The sequence below is a fragment of the Nonomuraea sp. NPDC002799 genome, from assembly GCF_053592075.1.
Genome location: NZ_JBSFVA010000003.1, coordinates 338,673 through 357,539 on the forward strand (window position 1 = coordinate 338,673; position 18,867 = coordinate 357,539).

Here is an 18,867-nt window from a genome sequence, read left to right on the forward strand (position 1 = left end):
CGATCACTCCCAGGCGAATCCGGCGTCGGGCGCGTCCTCGCGCAGTACGCCGCCCTCGATGAGCCCGTAGGGGCGGTCCGCGGCGTGGAAGACCTCGTTCGGATTGTCCAGGCCGAACGGCGACAGGTCGACCGTGAAGTGGTGCTTGTTCGGCATGGACAACCTGACCTCGCAGATCTCGGCGCGGGTGGTCAGGGCGCGCTCGCCCATGGCGTACAGGGTCTGCTGGAGGGAGCGGCTGTGGGTGTCCGCGAACGCCTCCAGCAGGCTCCGCCGCACCCGCTCATGCGACTCGGCGTACGAAGGGGTGTCGCCGGCGTGCCGCCAGCGGGCCTCGACGGCGGTGGCCAGCACGCGGTCGCGGGTGGGGGGCAGGGTGGTGTAGTCGTCCACGATGTAGCCGTGGAACTCCGACCCCGTCGAGTTCAGCAGCACCAGGTCCTTCAGCCCCGACACCACGGTGACGCGCCCGTCCCTGTCGTGGTGCACGACGCAGGTGCGCACCTCGCCGCCCTCGCGCACGAACGAGTGCGGCCCCTGGCGGCTCCACGCGTACTCGTCGATCTCGACCCTGGCGTGGTGGATCGTGGGCTGCGACTCGACGAAGTGCCTGGCCAGCAGGAGGGCGAACTCCTCGATCTGGCCGACCCCGTGCCGGCGGGCGAAGGCGTAGACGGTGTTCTTCTGCGTGTCGGTGGGCAGGACGGCGGCGTTGTCGCCGGTCAGGTGGGCGGCCTCCATGTCGCCGGAGAGCGCGCTGCTGACGTTGAGGTCCTTGATGTGGTGCACCGGGCCGTCCCTGACGACGCGGACGAGCCTGGTCTCCGCCTTGCCGTAACGGTTGCGGCCGAGCTTGATGGCCATCTAGCTCCCTCGGTAGGTGGAGTAGGCGTACGGGCTGAGCAGCAGCGGGACGTGGTAGTGCTGGGCTGGGTCGGTCACGGTGAAGGTGATGACGACCTCGGGGTAGAAGGTGTCGGCCAGGTAGGCGCCCGTGTCGAAGACCACGCGATGGATCCCGGCCCCCGGCGCCCATCCCTTGATCCGCCCGTCGTCGTCGGTGCGTCCTTCGGCCACGACCCGGCCGTCCTGCTCCAGCCGTACGCCGACGCCCGCGGCGGGCCGCCCGGTGACGGCGTCCAGAACGTGTGTGGAGAAACTCATCCGCCCTCCTTCATGAGCTTGACCAGCCGCAGCTTGGTGATCTTCGCCAGCTCGTCCCTGACCACCGCCCGCTCGGCGTCCTCGTCGTTGCCCAGCCGGGCGCGCAGCCGGTCGAGCATCTGCCCGCCGCTGAGGCCGGTGGCGCAGATGAGGTAGACGTGGCCGAAGCGCTCCTCGTACTCCCGGTTGCCGGCGGCGAGCGCCGCGCGGACCTCCTCCTCCACCCCGGACTGCTCCTGCCGCGACCACGCGGCCTCCCGCCCTCCCGGGACGGGCCGCTCGCCGATGCGCGGGTGCGCGCCGAGCGCCTCCAGCACGTCGGGCCAGCGCAGGCCCCGCACGGCCCGCTCGGCCGCCTCGGCCAGCCGGTCGGGATCGCCGAACGGCCGCTGGGCGGCCACGTCCGCGGCGAAGGCCCGGGAGGCGCAGCAGGCGCGCAGCTCCGCCTCGGCGTCGGGCCGGGACCGGGCGTTGAAGGCGCCGAGCGCGGTGAGGATGTCGGACATGTCAGAAGTACACACATGCGCTTCGTGCCCGGTCCATCCGCAAGAACTCCGAACTACGGGGCCGGATGACCCGCGCTTTTGGTGCATGCTCCAAGCGCGGGGGCGATCGGCGGCCCACGTCGTACGCCTACACTGAGAGCCATCATGACCTCGAAATCCCTGATCGGCGGACACGTGTCCGTGACGGGCGGCCTGGCGACGGGCGGCCTCAAGTACATGGCGGAGATCGGCGCCGAGATGATCCAGGTGTTCGTCACCAACCCGCGCGGGTGGGCGCTCACCGAAGGCAAGCCCGACCAGGACGCGCTGCTGGCCGAGGCGGGCGTCGACACGTTCATCCACGTGCCCTATCTCGTCAACTTCGGCTCACCGAGCCCCGAGACGCTGGCCAACTCCATCGCGATCGTCCGCCACACGCTGCGGCGCGGCGTGGAGACGGCCGCCAAGGGCGTCGTGGTGCACACGGGCTCGGCGGTGACGCAGTCGCGCGACGACGCGCTGCGCCAGCTGCACGACAACCTGCTGCCGCTGCTGGATGAGATCCCCGACGGCGGGCCCGACCTGCTGCTGGAGCCGATGGCCGGGCAGGGCGCGATGTTGTGCGCCACGGTCCAGGACCTGGAGCCCTATCTGGCGGCCCTCGACTGGCATCCACGGGCCGGCATCTGCTTCGACACCTGCCACGCCTTCGCCGCCGGGCACGACCTCACCGCCGAGGGCGGGGTGCGGGAGACGTTCGACGCCCTGCACGCGATCGCGCCGGGCCGGCTCAAGCTGATCCACGCCAACGACTCCAAGGACGTGTGCGGCGCCAAGAAGGACCGGCACGAGAGCATCGGGGCCGGGCACATCGGCGCGCAGCCGTTCGCCGACCTGATGCGGCATCCGGCGGTGGCGGGCGTGCCGCTCTGCGTCGAGACGCCGGGCAAGGCGCCCCAGCACGCCGAGGACATCGCGCTGCTGAAGAAGCTCCGCGACGGCTGATCGGGGCGAAGGACCCCGGGCGGTCGAGAACCTGTGAGAGGGGCGCCTGCTCTCGCGATCCGACCGCCCCCGAAGGCCGGATCGCGGGGCCGGGTCTCACGGCCGCGGCAGGCGCCCCTTCACGTGATCGGCATGGCGGGCCCCACCCCCCGGTCAAGGGCCCGCACAGCCGTGGTGACCTGCGTGGTCACCGGTGAGCCGGCGCATCAGTATGTGCAGTGAGCCTCGCGGCTCGTCCCCCCGATGCGCCGGAGTGGCTTCCGATGCCGAAACACTACGGTTGCGATCTTGTGGGAGATACCCCGTTCACGGTCAGCTCGCTGAACGGTCTGTAGTCAGCGACATACGGAGAGTACTAACGCGACGAGCGGTCTCCGGGGAGCGACGAGCGGTGGGTTCCGGGGCTGGAAAGATGCTCGGGCACGTGCATCCTGGCCATCATCCGCCCCACGCCCCGCGGCATACGACCCGGTGTGACCAGGGAAATCAGCACCATCGCGGCGAAGGACACCGGCACGGCGACCGGCGCGGGGTAGGAAGTGAGCACCCCCATGTTCACGCCTGCCTGCTCGCACACGACGAGCACCGCCGTCGCGCCCCCGCCCAGCACGAACCCCGCCGCCACCCCCACGTCCGTCAGCCGCGGCCACCAGATCCCGAGGACCAGCAGCGGGCAGAACGTGGCCGCGGACAGGCTGAGGCCGAGCAGGACGAGCGCCACCGAGGCCCGCGGGCCGCTCGCCGCGGTCAGGCCCAGCGCGACCAGCAGGACGGCGCCCACCGCCACGCGGAAGGAGCCGATCCCGGCCCGCGACACGCACGCCGACACCGCGCCCCCGACCGCCACCAGCACGCCGCCCGTGGTGGCCAGGAAGGCCGCGAACGCCCCGGCGGCCAGCAGCCCGGTCAGCACCTCCCCCAAGGCTCCTGGAAGCATCCTGGCGGGCAGCAGCAAGACGATCTCGTCCGCCGCCCCGCCGGACACGTGCAGGCGCCCCAGAGCCCCGTAGAGCGGCGGCACCACGCAGAACAGGGCCAGCATGGCCTGCGTGGCCACGATGGACCGCCTGGCGTCGTGCCCGTCCCTGTTGGTGTAGACGCGCACGATCACGTGCGGCAGCCCCATGGTGCCCAGCGCGCAGGCCAGCAGCACGGTCAGCACGCCGGGCAGCGACGGGTCGCCCGTTCCCGCCAGGCCGGTGCCACCGGCGCGGTACGTCCCCTCGAACCAGGTGAACGGCGTGCCCGACATCCACCAGCAGATCACCCCGACGCCCACGAACACGACCAGCTTCAGCCAGAACTGCCACGCCTGGACGCTGGTCACGCTGCCCAGCCCGCCCACGAACGCCACGGCCAGCGCCGTGCCCCCGACCGCCGTCCAGCCCAGCCACGGCGGCAGCCCCGTCAGCAGCCGCACCACGACCCCGGCCGCGTGCAGCTGCGCGACCAGGAAGGTCAGCCCGATGACGAGCACGAAGCAGGTGGTGAAGCGGCGCAGCCTGCGCGACCGCAGCCGCCACTCGGCGAAGTCGGGCAGCGTGTACGTCCCGGACCGCCGCAGCGGCGCGACCACGAGCGCCAGGACGAAGACGAACCCGGCGGCGGCGCCCACCGGGTACCACACCATCGGCCCGCCACGGGTGGCGATGAGCCCCGCGGTGCCCAGGCAGGCGGCGGCCGAGGTGAACTCGGAGGTGATCGCGGCGCCGTTCCACCAGGGGGGCACGTCGCGGGCCGCCACGTAGAAGCCGGAGACGCCGCTGGCGCGGCGTGGTCGCGCGGCGCCCACCATGATGCCCAGAACCAGCACGAAGGCGATTCCGGTCAGCACCGCGACGGTCATCTCTCCCGCTGCCCGCCGATCATCTCTCCAGCCGCTCCGCCCGTCTCAGGTGCAGCACGGCCAGCCCCACCCAGGCGCACTGCACGGCCAGCGACAGCGCCACCCACACACCGGGGGCCGGCACCCAGGCGGCGACCACCGGAACGCCCAGCAGCAGGACGGCGACGGCGACGACGGTCATCAGCGCCTGCCGTAACTGCCGGCCGACGATCGCCGGCACGTCGGGCGCGCCCTCGCCCGGGTCGTAGCGGTCACGGGCATGCCCGAGCGCGGCCGGGCTCCGCGACACGACCACCCGCTCCGCCTTCGCCGGGCCGCCCGCACGCGGCCGGCCGGGGCCGGGCAAGGGGCCGGACCCCGGGGCCGTCACGAGAACACGCTCCGGTGCTGGCTGACGAGCTGCTCGCGCACCTGCCGGCTGTGCCGCCGGCTGACCGGGAGCGTCTCGGTGCCGACCGTGACCGTCACCCGCCCGCCCTCGAACCGCAGCTCGCTGACGTGCCGCGCGGACACCAGCGTGCTGCGGTGGATCCGGATGAACCCGGCCTCCGACCACCGCCGCTCCAGCGCCGCCAGCGACATGCGCACCAGGTAGCTGCCGTCCACGGTGTGCAGCCGCACGTAGTCGCCCTTGGCCTCGGCGAACCAGACGGCCTGCTGCGGCACGAACCTGGTGCGCCCGCCCAGCTCGACCGGGATCACGTCGTCCTGCCCCGGATCGGCCGCGGGCGCGGCGGCGGCCTCCAGCCTGCGCACCGCCTCCGACAGCCGCTCGGCGCGGACCGGCTTGAGCAGGTAGTCGACCGCCTCCAGATCGAACGCCTGCACCGCGCACTCCTCGTGCGCCGTCACGAACACCAGTTTGGGCGGGCTGGGGAAGCCGCCGACCAGCCTGGCGAGGTCGAGACCGTCGAGACCGGGCATCCGGATGTCGAGGAACACCCCGTCGAGCCGCTCGCCGCCGCCGATCATCTGCACCATGTCCTGGAGCGCCGTGACGCCGTCGGCCGCGGTCGAGACGTGTTCGATCCGCTCATCCTGGCGCAACAGATAGGCCAGCTCCTCCAGAGCGGGCACCTCGTCGTCGACGGCCAGAACTCTCAGCATGTCCACCACGCTGCCGTATGAAAGCAAAGGTCACAAGCGACACGCCAGCGAAGCGTAAGGATTTGACTACGATGAGTCCAGTTGCGTTTTGGGGACGCGCAGCCGCACCTTGGTGCCCGCTCCCAGCCCCGTCTCCACGATGAGCCCGTAGCCGTCGCCGTAGATCTGGCGCATCCGCAGGTCCACGTTCGCCAGCCCGATGCCGCTGCCCTCGCGGGCGGGGTTCTCGTCGAGCATGCGCCGGGCGCACTCCGGGTCCATCCCCGCGCCGTCGTCCTCGACCGTGATGTGCGCCTCGGGCCCGGCGTCGCGCACCACGACCCGCACCTCGCCGGTGCCGCCGCGGCCCCGCATGCCGTGCTTGATGGCGTTCTCGACCAGGGGTTGCAGGCACAGGAACGGCACCGGCACCGGCAGGACCTCCGGCGCCACCTGCATGCTGAAGCGGAGCTTGTCGCCGAAGCGGGCGCGCTCCAGCAGCAGGTAGTGGTCCACGCAGGTCAGCTCGTCGGCCAGGGTGGTGAAGTCGTGCGCCCTGCGCAGGGCGTAGCGGGAGAAGTCGGCGAAGTCGAGCAGGAGCTCGCGGGCGCGCTTGGGGTCGGTGCGGACGAACGAGGCGATCGTGGTCAGGGCGTTGTAGACGAAGTGCGGCGAGATCTGCGCGCGCAGGGCGCGCATCTCCGCCGACAGGGCGCGCCGTCTGGAGGCGTCGAGGTCGGCGAGCTCGAGCTGGCCCGAGACCCAGCCGGCGACCTCGGTGACGGTACGCACGAGGACGGCGCTCACCTCGTCGTCGAAGGCCGCCAGCGCCCCCACGACCGTGCCGTCCACGGTCAGCGGCACCACCACCGCCCCGTGCGGCTCCCCCGCGAACACCTGCGTCCGCCCGGCGGCCAGCGTGGCGCGGGCATAGGTCAGCACGTCGTCGGTGCACGGCCCCTCCCAGGCCAGCGCGGCGTCCGTCGAGGTGATCGCGACGGCGTGCGTGCCGAGCAGGGTGTGCAGATGGCGCACGGCCTTGCGGGCGGAGTCGCGGTTGAGCCCCGTCCGCAGGGCCGGGGCGGCCAGCGCGGCGATGTGCAGCGTGGTGAACGTCGCCTCGTCCGTCCTGCGGCCCTCCGGCACCCTCTCGCGGCGCCGGGGGGCCCGGGCGAGCAGGTAGCCGAAGAAGAAGGTCAGGGAGGACAGCGCCACGCCCGCGGTGGTCAGCATGCGGGCAACCGTAGCCGGGAACGGACCGTGTTCGGAGGAAAACCCGGAGTGAAGTCTAAGGGGGCCCCTCGCCGGGTTCTTCCTGGTAGGAGTAGCGCTGCTCGCGCCACGGGTCGGCGAGATTGTGGTAGCCGCGCTCCTCCCAGAAACCCCGGCGATCTTCGAGGAGGTATTCGATGCCGCGCACCCATTTGACGCTCTTCCAGGCGTACAGGTGGGGCACCACGATGCGCAGCGGGAAGCCGCGGTCGGGGCTGAGCGGCTTCTCGTCGAGCTCCATGGCGAACAGCGTGTCCGGCGCCGCGAAGTCGGACATGCGCAGGTTGGCGCTGTAGCCGTATTCGGCCCAGATCATCACGTGGCGCACGCCGGGGTCGGGCGGGGCGGCCGCCATGATGGTCTCGGGGGTGACGCCGCGCCACTCGTTCGCCATGAGGGAGAACTTCGTCACGCAGTGGAAGTCGGCCAGGCGCGTGGCGCGGGGCAGCAGCTCGAAGGCGCTCCAGTCGAACCGGTGCTCCTCGCCCGAGGCGGTGGCCCCGAAGACCCGGAAGTCCCAGCTCTCCGGCTTGAACGGGGGCACCCTGCCGTAGTGGATCACCGGTCGGCCGCGCGGGACGTACTGGCCTGGGGGCAGGCGCGACTCCTCCACGATCACTCTCCTCCCGGTTCTCACGTCTTGGGCCATCCTGCCACCGGATCGGTGGCGCCTCGCGAGCGGGTGCGATGCGGTACTCTTGGGTCCTATGCGTATCGCGTTCCAGTTTTGGTATGGCGACGGACCCGAGTCCGTTCGCCACCTGACGCTGCGCTAGCAGACAGGCGAACGAAGGCCCCGGGTCCACTGGACCCGGGGCCTTTCGTGTTTTCCGGGATAAGGAGCAGCACTGATGGTGATCGTGATGGGGCCCGAGGCCACCGCGGAGAATCTCGCGTCGATCGTGGCGGCCGTCGAGGCGGCCGGGGTCGAGGCGTTCGTCAGCAAGGGCGTGCGGCGCACGATCGTCGGCCTGGTCGGCGAGGTGACCCAGCTCGACGCGGCCGCCCTGCGCGGCATGGAAGGCGTGCGCGAGGTCATGCGGGTGTCCTCGCCGTACAAGCTCGTCAGCCGGGAGAACCATCCGGAACGTTCCACGGTGCACGTGGGCGGCGTGCCGATCGGTCCCAGGACCGTGACGCTGATCGCGGGGCCGTGCGCGGTGGAGACGCCGGAGCAGACGCTGGCGGCGGCCAGGATGGCGCAGACGGCGGGCGCGACGCTGCTGCGCGGCGGGGCGTTCAAGCCGCGCACCTCGCCGTACGCCTTCCAGGGGCTGGGCGAGAAGGGGCTGCGCATCCTGGCCGACGTGCGCGAAGAGACGGGCCTGCCGATCGTGACGGAGGTGGTGGACGTCCGCGATGTGGAGCTGGTGGCCTCCTACGCCGACATGCTGCAGGTCGGCACCCGCAACATGCAGAACTTCGCGCTGCTGCAGGCGGTCGGCGCGGCGGGCCGGCCGGTGATGCTCAAGCGCGGCATGAACGCCACGATCGAGGAGTGGCTGATGGCCGCCGAGTACATCGCGCAGCGCGGCAACCTGGACATCGTGCTGTGCGAGCGGGGCATCAGGACGTTCGAGACGGCGACCCGCAACACGCTGGACGTCTCGGCGGTCCCGGTGGCGCAGAACCTGTCGCACCTGCCGGTGATCGTCGACCCGTCGCACTCGGGCGGCCGGCGCGAGCTGGTGCTGCCGCTGACCCGGGCGGCCATCGCGGCGGGCGCGGACGGTGTGATCATCGACGTGCACCCGCAGCCGGAGCAGGCGCTCTGCGACGGGCCGCAGGCGCTGCTCGACACCGACCTCGGCGACCTGGCCCAGATCATGCACGACTTCCCGCCGCTGCTCGGCAAGTCCGCCGCGGTCGCCTGACGGCGCCCCGGCCCGGCCTGCCCGGCCCGGTCCGACCCGGGTACTCACGGGTAACTTGAGTACGCCGACTCATGCGGCGGACCGCCGCCGGGCACGACGATGACCGTATGACGAAGCCCATCCAGCCCACGCAGACCGCCGCGTTCTACGTCCAGGCGGTCCTGTCGTTCGCCGTCTCGCTGACCTCCATGATGATCGCCCTGTTCTACCTGCCCGCCTCCGGGTGGGTCAGGGCGTTCCTCGCGCTCGGACTGCTGTACGTCGTCACCTCGACCGTCACGCTGTGCAAGGTCGTCCGCGACCGGCAGGAGAGCTCGGAGGTCAGCAAGCGCGTCGACCAGGCGCGCCTGGACAAGCTGCTGGCCGAGCACGACCCGTTCAAGGTCGACGCCTGACCTCCGGCTCTCTAGAGCGTGTACTCCTGGATCGAGTCGGCGAGCTGCACGCACAGCTCCTCGGCGTCGAGCCGCTTCTCGATCTGCTTGAGATCCTCGATCTTGGCCCGGGTCTCGGCGCGCTTGGGAGCCAGCAGTGAGCAGCAGTCCTCGTCGGGCAGCTCCGAGATCTCCAGCGTGCCGATGCGCCGGGCCTCGGCCATGATCTCGGTCTTGTCCCAGCCCACCAGCGGGCGCAGGATCGGCAGCTCCACCGCGTTGTCCTGCGCCGTGATGTTGGTCAGGGTCTGCGAGGAGACCTGGCCGAGCGCGTCGCCGGTGATCAGCGCGGCGGCGCGGATGCGGTGGGCGACCTCCTCGGCCGTCTTGAGCATGAGCCGCCGCTGCGCGATCACCGCCAGCCGGTCCTGGCCGGAGTTGCGGATCGACTGCTGGGCCTTGCCGAACGGCACCACCCACAACCGCGACCTGCCCTGGAACCGGTCGAGCTTCCTGACCAGCGCGTAGGCCTTGTAGATCGACTCGGAGGTGGTGAACGGGATGCCGGAGAAGTGCAGGAAGTCGACGTGCAGGCCGCGCCGCATCATCCGGTAGGCGGCGACCGGCGAGTCGATGCCGCCCGACATGAGCACCAGGGCCCGGCCGCTGCTGCCGACCGGCAGGCCGCCCTGGCCGGGGATGCCGCCGGTGAAGACGAACACCTCGTCCCTGTCGACCTCGATGAAGACGGTCAGCTCCGGGTTCTTCAGGTCGACGGGCAGGCCGTACTCGTCGTTGATGGCGCCGCCCACGAACCGGTCGAGCTCGTTGGAGCGCATCGGGAAACGTTTGTCGCGGCGGCGGGAGCGGACCGCGAAGCGGGCGCCCCGCTTGGCCTCCTCGCTCTCCCCCACCAGCTCCACGCCCGCCTTGAGCACGGCGTCGGGATCCTTGGCCACCCGCCAGGCGCGGTGGATCCAGACCAGGCCGGGCACGTCGGCGACCCGCTGGGCCACCGCCTCGGCCTGCTCGGCGGTGGCGCCCTCGGGCAGGAAGATGGCGATCACGCCGTGCCGCTGACGCACGTCGACCCGGAGGTCGAGCGACTTGAGCGCGTCACGGATGTTGCTGATCAGGCGGCGTTCGAACAGATCGCGGTTCTTGCCCTTGAGGACGATCTCGCCCAGCTTGAGCAGAACACATGGCTCGCCCAGGGCGGACATCGTCATGGTGGAACCTCCGGGAGACGGGGAAAGCGCGGCGCTTTGAGGGCAACGTCGCGACCCATAGAGTTTAGTCCGCGTCCAGGCCCCGCTCGATCGCATATCGCACCAGCTCCGCCCTGTTGTGCAACTGGAGCTTGCCGAGCGTGTTCTGGACGTGGTTCTGCACGGTCCGGTGGGAGAGCACCAGCCGCTCCGCGATCTGCCGGTAGGAAAGGCCCTTGGCGACCAGCCTGAGCACCTCGGTCTCGCGCTCGGTCAGCCGCGGGGCCGCCGCGGGGTCGGGCTGCGCGGCCAGCCGCCGGTATTCGCCGAGCACGAGCCCGGCCAGTCCGGGGGTGAACACGGCGTCGCCGCCGGCGGTGCGGCGTACCGCGTCGAGGAACTCCTCGCGGCTGGCTGATTTGACCAGATATCCTGACGCGCCCGCCTTGACCGCCGCCAGGACGTCGTCCTGCTCGGCGCTGGCCGACAACACCAGCACCCTCGGCGCGGGCCGCACCCCGGCCAGCCCGGCGGCCACCTCGGCACCCGACATGTCCGGCAGCCGCAGATCGAGCACCACGACGTCGGGCCGCACCGCGCCGGCCACCCGGATCGCCTGCCGGCCCTCCCCCACGGCGGCGACGACCTCGTAACCGGCCTCGGCGAGATCCCTGGCGACCCCGTCACGCCACATGGGATGGTCGTCCACCACCATGACCCGCACCATTCCGCCACTCTAACGGCGCCCGGGAGCACAGGCGGGCGGGGTGCGGGCGCGGGGCGGGGGGCGGGCGCGGTCAGGCCGGGAGGGTGATCTCGACCTCCGTGCCCTGGCCGGGGACGCTGCTGATCGACACCGCGCCGCCCAGCTCGGCGACCCGTCCCCGGATGGACCGGGCCACCCCCATGCGCCCGTCGGCGAGCGCCTCGGCGAGCCGTCCGTCCGGAATGCCCGGCCCGTCGTCCCGGATGCTGACGGTCACCGTCCCCTCGGCCGACTCCACGAGCACCCAGGCGCGCGCCCGCGGGCCGCAGTGCGCGCGGACGTTGTCCAGGGCCGCCCCGACCGCCGCCGCGGCGCCCTTGGCCACGGCGAAGGGCAGCAGCAGCGGCGTCGCCGGGGTCGAGACCGTCACCTCCGAAGACCCGTACCGCATCAGAAGGACACGCAGGTCGGCCGCGCCGTGTCCCTCGTCGAGCCCGTCCGGCGGCGGATGCCCCATGATGAGCTCCCGCAGCGCCGCCTCCTGCGCCCCGGCCAGCCGCCCCAGCTCGGCCGCCGCCCCGCCGATCTCGCGCCCGCGCCGCTGGACCATGGCCAGCACCTGCAGGACGGAGTCGTGGATGTCACGGGCCAGGCGCTCGCGCTCGCGCTGGGCCGCCTCCATCTCGGCGGCGCGCCGCATCCGCTCTCCGGCCTCCTTGGCCAGACTGGCCACGTGCCCGACCACGACACCTGACAGGACCAGCAGGACGGCCCCGTTGACCAGGATGGGATCGTCGGCGGTGCGATGGCGTAACCACAGGTCGCCGGCCGCGACGACGGCCGCCGCTGCCACGCCCGCGCGGCGGCCCCCGTGCACGGCCCAGGCGAGCACGGGCCCGGCCACCCACGTGGCGGGCACCGGCATGACGCCCTCCGCACCCTGCCGCGCGCCCTCGACGTACGGCGAGGCCAGCAGGCAGGCCATGGTCACCAGCAGGTCGATGCCCAGCAGCGGCCACCGGCGCAGCGCCGCGACCGGGTAGGCGAACGTCGCCCCGGCCGTCCACAACGCCATCACGCCGAGCACGAGCCAGCCGATGACCGGCTCCTCGTAGCCGCGGTTCTGGGCCATCAGCACGGCCGCGTACCCCAGCGAGGCGACGCGGAAGACCGCGATCGCCCGCCAGAAGGGGCCCTCGATACCCATGAGCCCTTCTCATGTTCCGACAAGCAAGTTGACAGATAGTCGCAATATCCAAGCAAAAGGGACGTAACCGGTGACAGAATCCGGAGAACCCTAAACTGCAAGGAACCGATAGATGACGAGCGCTGTCAATCATTTCACCTACGGCCTGCTCACGCCGTTGCTCGCCTACGTGATGTCCGCCCTGGGCTCGATGCTCGGGCTGCGGCTCACGGCCCAGGCGCACGCCTCGCGAGGCGGTGCCCGGGTGCGCTGGCTGCTCGGCGCGGCGATCTCCATCGGCGGCACGGGCATCTGGGTCATGCACTTCATCGCCATGATGGGCTTCCAGGTCGACGGCACCCAGATCAAGTACGACGTGTGGCTCACCGTGGGCTCGGCCGTCGTGGCCATCGTGGTCGTGGGCACCGGCCTGTTCCTGGTCTCCTACGGCAACGGCCGGGTCCTGGCGCTCCTCGGCGGCGGCCTGCTCACGGGGCTCGGCGTGGCCTCCATGCACTACCTCGGCATGTACGCCATGAACATGTCCGCCCACATCTCCTACGACCGCCTCACCGTGGCGGCCTCCGTGGGCATCGCGGTGGTCGCCGCGACGGTCGCGCTGTGGTTCACCCTCCGCGTCAAGAGGCCCATCTGGATCACCGGCGCCGCCCTCGTCATGGGCGTGGCCGTGGCGGGCATGCACTACACCGGCATGTACGCGATGCACGTCACCGTCAACCCCGAGCCCGGCGTCCCCCTCGGAGCCGACGCCCTCGACTTCCTCGTGCCCCTCATGACCGTGATCAGCCTGATCACGCTGACCATGCTCCTCATGGTGATCCTGTCCCCGTCGGAGAAGGAGCTGCACGAGGACGCGGAGCTCGTCGCCAAGCTGGAGCTGCGCCGGCGCACCACTCAGCAGCAACAACTCACCTATCCGGCTCCTCTGCCGCGCCCGCAGCCGATCCAGGTTCGCAGAAGGTAGTTGCGCAAGCCGCGACTCCCTGTTCATACTCCCTTATCGGTGCGTAAGGGGTGGGTGGGGCATGTCGCCGATTGACCATTTCTCGTTCGGGCTTCTCACGCCGGTTCTGGCGTACGTCATGTCCAGCGTGGGCTCCATGCTGGGGCTCCTGCTGACCGCGCGCGCACGCCTCATCGGCGGCCGTGAGCGCCGGTACTGGCTCGTCGGCGCGGCGATCGCGATCGGCGGCACGGGCATCTGGACCATGCACTTCATCGCCATGCTCGGTTTCTCCGTGACCGGCTCGGTGATCCGTTACAACGTTCCGCTCACGGCCGCCTCGGCGATCATCGCCGTCGGCGTCGTCGGGGCCGGGCTGTTCCTGGCCTCGCGCGGCGGCGACCGCCTGACGTACCTGTTCGGCGGCGGCCTGCTGACCGGCGTCGGCGTGGCGAGCATGCACTATCTCGGCATGGCCGCCATGAACATGTCCGGCCACGTCTCCTACGACCCGCTGGTCGTCTCGCTCTCCGTGCTGATCGCGGTGGTGGCGGCCACGGTCGCGCTCTGGTTCACCCTGCGGGTCAGCGGCGCGCTGCGGATCGGCGGCGCGGCGCTGGTCATGGGCGTGGCGGTCTCCGGGATGCACTACACGGGGATGTTCTCGATGTCGGTGCGGGCCCACAGCGCGATGGCGCCCGTCGAAGGCGCCCAGGCCATCGACTTCCTGCTGCCGCTGATCGTCGGCATCAGCGTGGTCACGGTCGGGCTGCTGCTCACCATCGTCCTGTCGCCGTCGGAGAAGGAGCTGCGCAGCGAGGCGGAGTTCAGGGAGCGGCTGCGCGCACGCGACGAGGGCGCGCCGGAAGGAGTGAATCTCTTCGGCACGCCCCGGCGATGAGCTATCTGGTGGGCACGGCTTACGTCGCATCAGTGGGCCGCCGACTCGCTGCGGCGTAAGCCGTACCCCTGAGCGGGTTGTAGCGGAACCCCCGCTGATTCAGAAGGTACGGCCCGCCGCTTGCAAGCCGCTTTCAGTCAGCCGAAAACGGCGCGGCCGGTGCGGGGCTCAGCCGAAGAACACCTCCGCCTCGGAGTAGCGCGAGACGGGCACGGTCTTCAGCTCGGCCGTGGCCTCGTCGAGCCCGACGCGGACGATGTCGGTGCCGCGCAGGGCCACCATCTTGCCGTAGTCGCCCTCGTGGGCCGCGTCGATGGCCTGCAGCCCGAACCTGGTGGCCAGCACCCGGTCGTAGGCCGTCGGGGTGCCGCCGCGCTGGATGTGGCCGAGCACCGTGGTGCGGGCCTCCTTGCCGGTGCGCTTCTCGATCTCCTTGGCCAGCACCTCGCCGATGCCGCCCAGGCGCACATGGCCGAAGGCGTCGAGCTCGCCCGCCTGCAGCGCTATCTGGCCCTCGATCGGGTGCGCGCCCTCGGCCACCACGATGATCGGCGAGTAGCGGGTGCGGAAGCGCGACTCGACGTACTCGCAGACCCGGTCGATGTCGAACGGCTTCTCCGGGATGAGGATGACGTTGGCGCCGCCGGCCATGCCCGCGTGCAGCGCGATCCAGCCCGCGTGCCGGCCCATGACCTCACAGATGAGCGCCCGGTGGTGGGACTCGGCGGTGGTGTGCAGCCGGTCGATGGCCTCCATCGCGATGTTGACGGCCGTGTCGAAGCCGAAGGTGTAGTCGGTGCCCGACAGGTCGTTGTCGATGGTCTTGGGCACGCCCACGACGTTGACGCCGCGGTCGTAAAGCTGCTTGGCCACGCCGAGGGTGTCCTCGCCGCCGATCGCTATCAACGCGTCCACGCTGGTGGCGGCGAGATTCTCCTTGATCCGGTCGACACCGCCCTCGATCTTTATGGGGTTGGTGCGGGAGGACCCGAGTATCGTCCCGCCGCGCGGCAGGATGCCCCGGACGGCCTGGATGTCGAGCGGCATCGTGTCGCCTTCGAGGGGACCGCGCCAGCCGTCCCGGTAGCCGACGAACTCATGACCGTAGACACTCACTCCCTTACGCACCACTGCCCTGATCACGGCGTTGAGACCGGGGCAGTCGCCGCCTCCGGTGAGCACTCCAATACGCATGGCGGGTTCCTCCCGATAGGGGGTCACGAACCAGACCTTGATGTCAGACTCGCATTGTGCCCGGGATGGTGGTCAGTGGTCTAGACCAAACGCCAGGTGTGCGCCTCAAACCGGCGCCAAGGCGTTGTGAGAGCCCCATCGGCCGCGGTGGCCAGGCGCTCATGGGCGGGTGGTCGCGGCCAGCTTGACGCCGAGGGCGATGAGGGCGGCGCCGGTCAGCCCGTCGATGCACGCCGACGGCGATGCCGGTCGCCGCGGCCATGCCGGAGGTACGGCCGGCGACGGCGGAGCGTCGTACGACGACGGCGAAATCGGGGCCGGGGGACATCGCCCCGAGCAGAACGACTCCACCAAAGGCGACAAATTACGTCATTGACGTCATGGCGTACACCTTACGATCATCCGGAACGCCCGCCGGGCTGACTTCGAGCAGCTCGAAACCGATCGGGTCGTCGGGGGAGATCAGCGGCAGGCGACAACCTTTCTAGTGTCAACCTTGGGTTGACGACTCGAGAGCGTCAACCTATGGTTGACGGCATGGACAACATCGTTCGTCTCGACGACCTCATCAGCGCGATCAAGAGCCGCCACCCCGACGGCGACCCGCTCGGCGAGCTGTCCGACGCCGTGACGCTGGGCGAGCGCATCGGCGAGGTGGCCGACCATCTGATCGGTCACTTCGTCGACCAGGCCAGGCGCTCCGGGGCGTCCTGGACCGACATCGGGCAGAGCATGGGCGTCAGCAAGCAGGCCGCGCAGAAGCGGTTCGTGCCCAAGGAGGGCGGCGGGTCCGGATCGCTCGCCGACGACCTGCGCAACTACGCCCGTTACACCGACAGGGCCCGCAGTGCCCTCGTGAAGGCGCAGGGGGAGGCGCGGTCGGCCGGGCACGACCACCTCGAGGCCGGGCACCTGGTGCTCGGGCTGCTGCGCGAGCCGGACGCGCTGGCGGCCAAGAGCATGGTGGCGGTCGGCGCCTCGCTCGACGCCGTCAGGCAGGCCGTCACGGCCACGCTCGGTCCCGGCGGGGGTCCGGCGACGCAGGCCGCGCCGTTCACCTCGCAGAGCAAGAAGGTGCTGGAGCTGACGCTGCGCGAGGCGCTGCGGCTGGGGCACAACTACGTCGGCACCGAGCACCTGCTGCTGGGCCTGCTCTCGCTGGAGGACGGGCCGGCGGTGCGGGCACTGGCCGATCTCGGGGTGACCAAGGAGCCCGTCGAGCGCGAGATCAAGCGGATGCTCAACGAGATCCTGGTCGGCAGAGAGACGGACCAGAGCGGCGGGACGGACCAGAGCGGCGGAGGCACGGACTAGGGCGGACCGGCCGGACCCTTGGCGAACCTGGTCAGCAGGTTGATCGTCGATCGGCGGGTGAAGGCGGCGGCGGCCTCGGTCACCCCGTGGCCGCACCGCCTGCCCCGCAGCGCGCACACCCAGCGCATCGTCCCCGAGGCGAACACCCCCGCCCCGCTCGGCGCGGTGTAGTACGTGCTGTGGCTGACGGTCGCCCGGCCGCCGCACGTGAGCGGCGACTCGGCCAGCACCTGGACGCCGTCGGGCGAGCCCCGCGACACCCGGTCGGTCTCGACCCCGAGCATCCCGGGGAAACGCCTGCCCTTGGCGCCCTCGAAGATCCAGTGGCCGGGGCTGCGCACCTGGTAGACGCCCTCGGCGGGGAAGCAGTCGTACATCTGCCCCACCAGCGCGCTCTCCGGCTCCGACGCCCGCCAGAGCGGGCAGCGCACCTCCTTGTCGCAGACGACCTTCCTGCCGTGCGTCGCGATCCGCCAGTAGACCGCGTTGGCGCCGAGGAAGACCAGGTTCACGCCGTGGTCCCTGGCCTCGGTGACGGTCGTGCGCATGCCGGGCGACCAGTACTCGTCGTGGCCGAGCGAGACCAGCGCGCGGGCGCCTTCGAGCGCGCCGGGCTTGAGGTCGAGGTCGGTCAGGTACGCCAGCGGCACCCCGCTCTGCTCGGCCACGGCCAGCGCGTCCTTCTCGAAGTCGAGGAAGAGCCGGGCGCCGTCGCCGTCGTACGGGCGGTCGAAGGTGACGGCGCGGGAGCGGTCGGCGAACCCGCCGGGCCCCTGGTAGAGGCTGCGCCCGCCCCACAGGTTGTACGCCTGCCAGGTGGTGACCGCGTTCAGCATCACCACCCGGCCGGCGGTGGAGGCCGAGCGGACGGTGACGGGCACGTAGCGCTGGGCTCCCGAGGAGGCGTCGAGCCTGATCAGGTACGCGCCCTCCGCCCAGCCCGCGGTGTCCACGGTCAGCGAGGAGGTCCAGTGGGCGGCGCTCACGGTGCCCGCCAGGACCTTCATCGGCGCCTGCCGGACGCCCCGGACCGGCGCGGACTCCCAGACCTTGACCGGGTTCACGCCCATCCGGAAGGCGCCGGCCGAGAACCGCGGCGCGGTCGTGGACACGTGCAGCCCGAAGCGCTCGCCCGGCAGGACGCTCACCTCGTCGGCGTAGCCCTCGATCTCGTGCTCGGCGCCCTGCCTGGTGATGCGCCACGACTCCTGCACGTCCACGGCGGGCCGCGGGACCGGCGGCGCGGGCGTGGCGGCCCGGCGCACGGCGGGCGGTGGCGCCCCGGCGCAGCCGGCGGCCAGCAGGGCGAGGACTACGAGGATCCTGAGCACAGCCCATGGTCATGACCGGGCGCGGCGCCGGGCCCGCGACTTGGCGAACTCCTTACATGATCAGCACACAGGCCGGGCTTTCGACCTCGTACACCTGGCCCGTGGGCTCCGGAACGCCGTCCTTGAGCGCGAAGACGGTCACGGAGCCGGAGTACTGGTTCGCCACGTACATCCGGTCCCCGTCGATCGCGAAGTGCCGGGGCCACTCGCCGCCGGAGGACACCTCGGCCACGGGCGACAGGTCGCCGGCGCGCAGCACCGAGATCGTGTCGGGGCCGCGGTTGGCGACGTAGACGAGGTCGCCCGCGACCTGGAGGTGGGAGGGCTGGTTCCGGCCCGGCTCGCGGGAGGCGGGCACGACCGTGCGCTCCTCGCCGTCGATGAGGGTGACGGTGCCGGCCAGCTCGCCCGCCACGTACAGGCGTGATCCGGCGAAGGCGAAGTGCCGCGGGCCCGTGCCGGGCTCCAGCGTGATCGGCCGCAGCGAGGCGCCGAGGTAGCTGTAGCGGCGGATCTCGTCGGTGCCCAGGTCGGAGACGTGCAGCACGTCGTCGTGGAAGACGGCCTGGTGGGCGTGCGGGCCCTCCTGGCGTTCGGGGACCGGCCCCGAGCCCTCGTGGCGCAGCACGATGGGCTCGCCGGTGAACGCGCCGAGCCCGTCGAGCCGGTACAACACGGCCGTGCCGTCGCCGTAGTTGGCCGCCGCGAGCAGGGTGCCCGTGGGGTCCACGGCCACGTGGCAGGGGCTGTCGCCCTCGCTCGGCCGCTCGTCCAGCGGGCTCAGCCCGTCGCCGGCCGTGAGCGCGGTGAGCCAGCCGCGCCGCAGCTCGCCGACCGCGTACACCACGGACAGGGTCGGATGAGCCGCCAGGAACGACGGCGAGGCGAGCGGGGTGGTGGCGCCGTCGATCGTGACGATGCCCGGGCCGTAGCCACCTATGTACACGTTCACACGCG

The 18,867-nt window shown here is 71.4% G+C and carries 20 protein-coding genes; 6 read left to right on the top strand and 14 right to left on the bottom strand.

The genetic code is table 11. From position 1 onward, the window contains the following. Window positions 1–3 precede the first annotated feature (3 nt). From pucL to uraD, 3 genes are read right to left on the bottom strand one after another with little or no spacing between them, the layout of a single operon-like run. On the bottom strand, window positions 4–864 hold the full coding sequence (pucL, locus tag ACWD0F_RS08310) for a factor-independent urate hydroxylase (RefSeq protein WP_449873243.1): 861 nt from the start codon (window positions 862–864) through the stop codon (window positions 4–6). Then, window positions 865–1,164: a hydroxyisourate hydrolase gene (gene uraH, locus ACWD0F_RS08315; RefSeq protein ID WP_449873244.1), complete on the bottom strand. Its 300-nt coding sequence runs from the start codon at window positions 1,162–1,164 to the stop codon at window positions 865–867. Then, entirely contained in the window at window positions 1,161–1,670 is a 510-nt protein-coding gene (gene uraD / locus ACWD0F_RS08320; protein WP_449873245.1) for a 2-oxo-4-hydroxy-4-carboxy-5-ureidoimidazoline decarboxylase, read from the bottom strand. The genes uraH and uraD overlap by 4 nt, the downstream gene beginning before the upstream one ends. 144 nt (window positions 1,671–1,814) lie before the next feature. Between uraD and ACWD0F_RS08325 the strand changes: the two genes are divergently transcribed. Next, window positions 1,815–2,654 carry a deoxyribonuclease IV gene (locus ACWD0F_RS08325; RefSeq protein WP_449873246.1) on the top strand — a complete coding sequence of 280 codons (840 nt, stop codon included), beginning with the start codon at window positions 1,815–1,817 and terminating at the stop codon, window positions 2,652–2,654. A gap of 355 nt (window positions 2,655–3,009) precedes the next feature. Here ACWD0F_RS08325 and ACWD0F_RS08330 read toward each other — a convergent pair whose 3' ends face one another. The 5 genes from ACWD0F_RS08330 to ACWD0F_RS08350 all read right to left on the bottom strand — a co-directional run bounded on the left by ACWD0F_RS08330 (window position 3,010) and on the right by ACWD0F_RS08350 (window position 7,471). Continuing rightward, entirely contained in the window at window positions 3,010–4,500 is a 1,491-nt protein-coding gene (locus ACWD0F_RS08330) for a sodium:solute symporter family transporter (RefSeq protein ID WP_449873247.1), read from the bottom strand. 19 nt (window positions 4,501–4,519) lie between these two features. Further along, complete coding sequence (locus ACWD0F_RS08335; RefSeq protein WP_449873248.1) at window positions 4,520–4,870, bottom strand: hypothetical protein; 351 nt, start codon at window positions 4,868–4,870, stop codon at window positions 4,520–4,522. Beyond that, on the bottom strand, window positions 4,867–5,607 hold the full coding sequence (locus ACWD0F_RS08340; RefSeq protein WP_449873249.1) for a LytR/AlgR family response regulator transcription factor: 741 nt from the start codon (window positions 5,605–5,607) through the stop codon (window positions 4,867–4,869). Before ACWD0F_RS08340 ends, ACWD0F_RS08335 begins: the two co-directional genes overlap by 4 nt. A gap of 66 nt (window positions 5,608–5,673) precedes the next feature. Beyond that, the gene (locus ACWD0F_RS08345; RefSeq protein WP_449873250.1) at window positions 5,674–6,819 is read right to left on the bottom strand and encodes a sensor histidine kinase; all 1,146 of its coding nucleotides are present in this window, start codon (window positions 6,817–6,819) and stop codon (window positions 5,674–5,676) included. A gap of 55 nt (window positions 6,820–6,874) precedes the next feature. Continuing rightward, window positions 6,875–7,471 carry a molybdopterin-dependent oxidoreductase gene (locus ACWD0F_RS08350; RefSeq protein ID WP_449873251.1) on the bottom strand — a complete coding sequence of 199 codons (597 nt, stop codon included), beginning with the start codon at window positions 7,469–7,471 and terminating at the stop codon, window positions 6,875–6,877. A gap of 238 nt (window positions 7,472–7,709) precedes the next feature. Here ACWD0F_RS08350 and aroF point away from each other — a divergent pair, with 238 nt between their 5' ends. Next, on the top strand, window positions 7,710–8,732 hold the full coding sequence (gene aroF, locus ACWD0F_RS08355; RefSeq protein WP_449873252.1) for a 3-deoxy-7-phosphoheptulonate synthase: 1,023 nt from the start codon (window positions 7,710–7,712) through the stop codon (window positions 8,730–8,732). 107 nt (window positions 8,733–8,839) lie between these two features. Further along, window positions 8,840–9,127 carry a YiaA/YiaB family inner membrane protein gene (locus ACWD0F_RS08360; protein WP_449873253.1) on the top strand — a complete coding sequence of 96 codons (288 nt, stop codon included), beginning with the start codon at window positions 8,840–8,842 and terminating at the stop codon, window positions 9,125–9,127. Window positions 9,128–9,138: 11 nt separating this feature from the next. Here the strand turns inward: ACWD0F_RS08360 and thiI are convergent, their stop codons facing one another. The 3 genes from thiI to macS all read right to left on the bottom strand — a co-directional run bounded on the left by thiI (window position 9,139) and on the right by macS (window position 12,227). After that, window positions 9,139–10,335 (bottom strand): tRNA uracil 4-sulfurtransferase ThiI, encoded by a 1,197-nt coding sequence (gene thiI, locus ACWD0F_RS08365; protein ID WP_449873254.1) that lies wholly within the window; start codon window positions 10,333–10,335, stop codon window positions 9,139–9,141. Window positions 10,336–10,399: 64 nt separating this feature from the next. Next, window positions 10,400–11,041 carry a response regulator gene (locus tag ACWD0F_RS08370; protein WP_449873255.1) on the bottom strand — a complete coding sequence of 214 codons (642 nt, stop codon included), beginning with the start codon at window positions 11,039–11,041 and terminating at the stop codon, window positions 10,400–10,402. A 70-nt stretch (window positions 11,042–11,111) separates the two neighbouring features. Continuing rightward, complete coding sequence (macS, locus tag ACWD0F_RS08375; RefSeq protein WP_449873256.1) at window positions 11,112–12,227, bottom strand: MacS family sensor histidine kinase; 1,116 nt, start codon at window positions 12,225–12,227, stop codon at window positions 11,112–11,114. 112 nt (window positions 12,228–12,339) lie between these two features. Between macS and ACWD0F_RS08380 the strand changes: the two genes are divergently transcribed. Together ACWD0F_RS08380 and ACWD0F_RS08385 are read left to right on the top strand one after the other, a co-directional pair. Beyond that, window positions 12,340–13,191, top strand: coding sequence for an MHYT domain-containing protein (locus ACWD0F_RS08380; RefSeq protein WP_449873257.1), 852 nt, complete (start codon window positions 12,340–12,342; stop codon window positions 13,189–13,191). Window positions 13,192–13,252: 61 nt separating this feature from the next. After that, the gene (locus ACWD0F_RS08385) at window positions 13,253–14,071 is read left to right on the top strand and encodes an MHYT domain-containing protein (RefSeq protein ID WP_449873258.1); all 819 of its coding nucleotides are present in this window, start codon (window positions 13,253–13,255) and stop codon (window positions 14,069–14,071) included. 168 nt (window positions 14,072–14,239) lie between these two features. Here the strand turns inward: ACWD0F_RS08385 and ACWD0F_RS08390 are convergent, their stop codons facing one another. Further along, on the bottom strand, window positions 14,240–15,265 hold the full coding sequence (locus ACWD0F_RS08390; protein WP_449873259.1) for a 6-phosphofructokinase: 1,026 nt from the start codon (window positions 15,263–15,265) through the stop codon (window positions 14,240–14,242). Between the two features lie 537 nt (window positions 15,266–15,802). Between ACWD0F_RS08390 and ACWD0F_RS08395 the strand changes: the two genes are divergently transcribed. Next, the gene (locus ACWD0F_RS08395; protein ID WP_449873260.1) at window positions 15,803–16,579 is read left to right on the top strand and encodes a Clp protease N-terminal domain-containing protein; all 777 of its coding nucleotides are present in this window, start codon (window positions 15,803–15,805) and stop codon (window positions 16,577–16,579) included. Here the strand turns inward: ACWD0F_RS08395 and ACWD0F_RS08400 are convergent. Continuing rightward, window positions 16,576–17,910 (bottom strand): N,N-dimethylformamidase beta subunit family domain-containing protein, encoded by a 1,335-nt coding sequence (locus ACWD0F_RS08400; RefSeq protein WP_449873261.1) that lies wholly within the window; start codon window positions 17,908–17,910, stop codon window positions 16,576–16,578. The two genes, ACWD0F_RS08395 and ACWD0F_RS08400, sit on opposite strands and share 4 nt — an antisense overlap. Before the next feature lie 52 nt (window positions 17,911–17,962). After that, the gene (locus ACWD0F_RS08405) at window positions 17,963–18,862 is read right to left on the bottom strand and encodes a lactonase family protein (RefSeq protein ID WP_449873262.1); all 900 of its coding nucleotides are present in this window, start codon (window positions 18,860–18,862) and stop codon (window positions 17,963–17,965) included. Window positions 18,863–18,867: the final 5 nt, after the last annotated feature.

Coding starts and splice junctions, on each gene's coding strand:
- pucL (WP_449873243.1), bottom strand. CDS start 864: ATGGCCATCAAGCTCGGCCGCAACCGTTACGGCAAGGCGGAGACCAGG.
- uraH (WP_449873244.1), bottom strand. CDS start 1,164: ATGAGTTTCTCCACACACGTTCTGGACGCCGTCACCGGGCGGCCCGCC.
- uraD (WP_449873245.1), bottom strand. CDS start 1,670: ATGTCCGACATCCTCACCGCGCTCGGCGCCTTCAACGCCCGGTCCCGG.
- ACWD0F_RS08325 (WP_449873246.1), top strand. CDS start 1,815: ATGACCTCGAAATCCCTGATCGGCGGACACGTGTCCGTGACGGGCGGC.
- ACWD0F_RS08330 (WP_449873247.1), bottom strand. CDS start 4,500: ATGACCGTCGCGGTGCTGACCGGAATCGCCTTCGTGCTGGTTCTGGGC.
- ACWD0F_RS08340 (WP_449873249.1), bottom strand. CDS start 5,607: ATGCTGAGAGTTCTGGCCGTCGACGACGAGGTGCCCGCTCTGGAGGAG.
- ACWD0F_RS08345 (WP_449873250.1), bottom strand. CDS start 6,819: ATGCTGACCACCGCGGGCGTGGCGCTGTCCTCCCTGACCTTCTTCTTC.
- aroF (WP_449873252.1), top strand. CDS start 7,710: ATGGTGATCGTGATGGGGCCCGAGGCCACCGCGGAGAATCTCGCGTCG.
- ACWD0F_RS08360 (WP_449873253.1), top strand. CDS start 8,840: ATGACGAAGCCCATCCAGCCCACGCAGACCGCCGCGTTCTACGTCCAG.
- thiI (WP_449873254.1), bottom strand. CDS start 10,335: ATGACGATGTCCGCCCTGGGCGAGCCATGTGTTCTGCTCAAGCTGGGC.
- ACWD0F_RS08370 (WP_449873255.1), bottom strand. CDS start 11,041: ATGGTGCGGGTCATGGTGGTGGACGACCATCCCATGTGGCGTGACGGG.
- macS (WP_449873256.1), bottom strand. CDS start 12,227: ATGGGTATCGAGGGCCCCTTCTGGCGGGCGATCGCGGTCTTCCGCGTC.
- ACWD0F_RS08380 (WP_449873257.1), top strand. CDS start 12,340: ATGACGAGCGCTGTCAATCATTTCACCTACGGCCTGCTCACGCCGTTG.
- ACWD0F_RS08385 (WP_449873258.1), top strand. CDS start 13,253: ATGTCGCCGATTGACCATTTCTCGTTCGGGCTTCTCACGCCGGTTCTG.
- ACWD0F_RS08390 (WP_449873259.1), bottom strand. CDS start 15,265: ATGCGTATTGGAGTGCTCACCGGAGGCGGCGACTGCCCCGGTCTCAAC.
- ACWD0F_RS08395 (WP_449873260.1), top strand. CDS start 15,803: ATGGACAACATCGTTCGTCTCGACGACCTCATCAGCGCGATCAAGAGC.